General features: G+C 68.7%; 3 protein-coding genes and 1 pseudogene. All 4 read left to right on the plus strand.

Going from position 1 to position 2,605, the window contains the following annotated elements; genetic code table 11:
- Positions 1–109: 109 nt before the first annotated feature.
- Entirely contained in the window at positions 110–292 is a 183-nt protein-coding gene (locus JHN63_RS50270) for a hypothetical protein (RefSeq protein ID WP_200691820.1), read from the plus strand.
- A gap of 21 nt (positions 293–313) precedes the next feature.
- On the plus strand, positions 314–736 hold the full coding sequence (locus JHN63_RS50275) for a cytidine deaminase (RefSeq protein ID WP_200691821.1): 423 nt from the start codon (positions 314–316) through the stop codon (positions 734–736).
- 210 nt (positions 737–946) lie between these two features.
- The gene (locus JHN63_RS50280; RefSeq protein WP_200691822.1) at positions 947–1,420 is read left to right on the plus strand and encodes a hypothetical protein; all 474 of its coding nucleotides are present in this window, start codon (positions 947–949) and stop codon (positions 1,418–1,420) included.
- Between the two features lie 146 nt (positions 1,421–1,566).
- Positions 1,567–2,055: pseudogene (locus tag JHN63_RS50285) on the plus strand (GNAT family N-acetyltransferase); the annotation flags it as partial.
- Positions 2,056–2,605: the final 550 nt, after the last annotated feature.

Raw genomic sequence — 2,605 nt, forward strand, 5'->3', positions numbered from 1 at the left:
ATAGGGGAGTGGGCGAGGGGGGCGGCCGGTTCGGAGGCGACTGCCCGTTGGCGACCGTGGCGACTCGGCCGCGTCGAACCCGCCTGCGCCCCCGACCGGCAGCTCGTGGTTGAACGGGGTCGAGGCCGCCAGTTCTTCGCGCTCCGCCCCGCGCTGCTTCACGCCGGACGCCACCGACCACAGCAGTCACAAGGAACAAGGCGGCATGATCCGCCGCGACATCGTCCGGCGGAACGAGCACACCGCCGATATCCGCTTGCGCACGGTCGCTGCTCGGGTCAACGTCGCCTGACACCTCACGAAGGCGGAGAAGATGACCACGCACGTCCACCCGGTCGACCATGAACTCATCCAGGCCGCGGCGCACATCGCGCGTACGCGCTGCCGGGGCGACAACCACACCATGGCGGCCGCGGCCCGCGCCCGGGACGGCCGGATCGTCACGGCGGTGAACGCCTACCACTTCACCGGAGGCCCCTGCGCCGAGCTGGTCGTCATCGGCACGGCAGCCGGGCAGGGCATCTACGAGCTGGACACGATGGTCGCCGTGGGCGACCGGGACCGGGGGGTGGTTCCCCCGTGCGGCCGGTGCCGACAGGTCCTTCTCGAGTACTTCCCCGCCCTCAAGGTCATCGTCGGCGCGGGCGATCACGTCCGAGCCGTTCCTGTTGCCGACCTGCTGCCCGAGAGCTACGTCTGGGCCGAGCATCAACTCAACCAGGTCGACGCCGAGTAGGCCGTTGTCAGAGGGCCCGCGCAGTTGTGGCGCGCCTGCAACTCCCCACGCAGGATGGCCTCGTCGAGTGACCGGGCCCGTCACAGGGTCAACCGCCCATCCTGGAACCCGAGTTCGTGGTGCCGGAACACACATCGGACTCCGTACCAGGTACGGGGCCGGGTGATGTCGAGAGTGAAATGGCGCACAAGCCATGTTCGGAGGGTAGGGATGGGACGCGTTCTGAAACGGCTTCCTCAGGTTCCGTGGGGGCAGCTTCAAGACTCCGAGGGCTCCGCTCGACACATCCCGGCGCTGCTTTCCACGGTGGCCCGGGGCGCCGAGGCAGCTGCGAGTGCGGCACTCGACGAACTGGGTGACCGTGTGTGTGCCCTCGGTTTCGTGGTGTCCGAGGCGACTCCGCAGGTAGTGCCGTTCCTGCTGGAGCTGGCGGGAGACGACGCTGTGCGGAAGCGCGCCGAGATTCTGGAACTCCTTTCCAAGATCTACTCGGCCAGGCAATGGGAATCCGCAGCCGGGGCTTTATCGGTGAAAGAGGCGGGAATCCATCAGGAGAAAATCGCCTGGGAGGTGGCGGGTCGAGACGCTGTCCTGGCCGGCACCGGAGTTTTCCAAAAACTGCTGGATGACGCGAACCCGGAAGTATCCGGTACCGCGCGAGATCTGCTGTCGATTCTTGCGTGACTTCGCGGTGATCTCCGGCTGGGGCAAAAGGTATCGGCGGCTCCTCTCTGGTCTGGCTTCAGGGGGAGCCGTCGGCCTGTCACAGGCCGTCTTGCCCGGACAATCCCCGTGCGGCCCGTTCGCCCCGCGTGATACTCCTCCCTCCCATGAGCGATCTTGTGACGGCGCGGCTGGTACTCCACCCCATGACCGTCGGCGAAGCCGAGCGAGTGGTCGCGGGCGAGCCGGACGGCGGTGACCGATGGGCGCCTGAATACCCCACCGACGGCGACGTGTTCGCCGCCCGGCGCTTCCTCGGCACCTGTGCGACCACCGGTGATCCCCGGCCGTTCGGCACCTACGAGATCCGGCGCCGGGAGGACGGTCTGGCGATCGGCGGCCTGGGCTTCCATGGACCCGCGGACGCGAACGGGAGCGTCACGATCGGCTACGGCATCGTTCCGTCCGCCCAAGGTCAGGGGTACGCCTCGGAAGCCCTCCGCGGACTGCTGCTGTTCGCGCGGACACAGGGGATCACCTGCGTGAAGGGCGACGCCGACCACGACAACATCGCGTCCCACCGCGTCATGCTGGCGGCGGGCATGCGGCCGGCCGGGCAGGACGAACGCGTCCGATACTTCGAGGTCAACTGGTCCTGGTACGGCGTCCGATGCGTGTTCAGGCATCGCGAACTCGGGGTCTACGAAGAGCGGTTGACCTTGTGGCGGGCCCGGTCGCCCGACGAGGCCGTCGAGCGGGGGGAGTTGGAGGCGCGCGAGTACTGCGTGGACCTCGACGGCGTCGAATACGTCGAGTTCGCCGAGGCGTTCCGGATGGGCGGCGAGCCCGGGGAGGGGGCCGAGGTCTTCTCCCTCATGCGGGAGAGCGCGTTGCCGGCGGGTGAGTATGTGGGGCGGTTCTTCGCCACGGGGGCGGAGCGGACGGGGAGTTGAGGCGCGCGCCTGGCCTCGGGCTCAGTTGTCCAGGAAGGGTGCCGTGTCCAGGAGGGTGGGGTGCGGGGTCGGGAAGGGCAGGGCTCGCCCTGGTGTCCCGGCAGAACGATGGAGTACGCAAGGCACGGCAGAACCGGCAATACCGCCCCCGTTCACCCGAACGAGTGTGCTGAACCGTTCCGCTCGCGCCCCACTTCATGCGCCCCGCGCGCGCTCCCCTCCGGTGGGTAGCGCGCGCGGGGCGCATGAAGTG

The organism is Streptomyces sp. MBT65, assembly GCF_016612545.1.
In the GTDB taxonomy this organism is placed as follows: domain Bacteria; phylum Actinomycetota; class Actinomycetes; order Streptomycetales; family Streptomycetaceae; genus Streptomyces.

Excerpts from the sequence above, each read along its gene's own strand:
- JHN63_RS50275 (WP_200691821.1), top strand. The coding sequence starts at position 314 with ATGACCACGCACGTCCACCCGGTCGACCATGAACTCATCCAGGCCGCG.
- JHN63_RS50280 (WP_200691822.1), top strand. The coding sequence starts at position 947 with ATGGGACGCGTTCTGAAACGGCTTCCTCAGGTTCCGTGGGGGCAGCTT.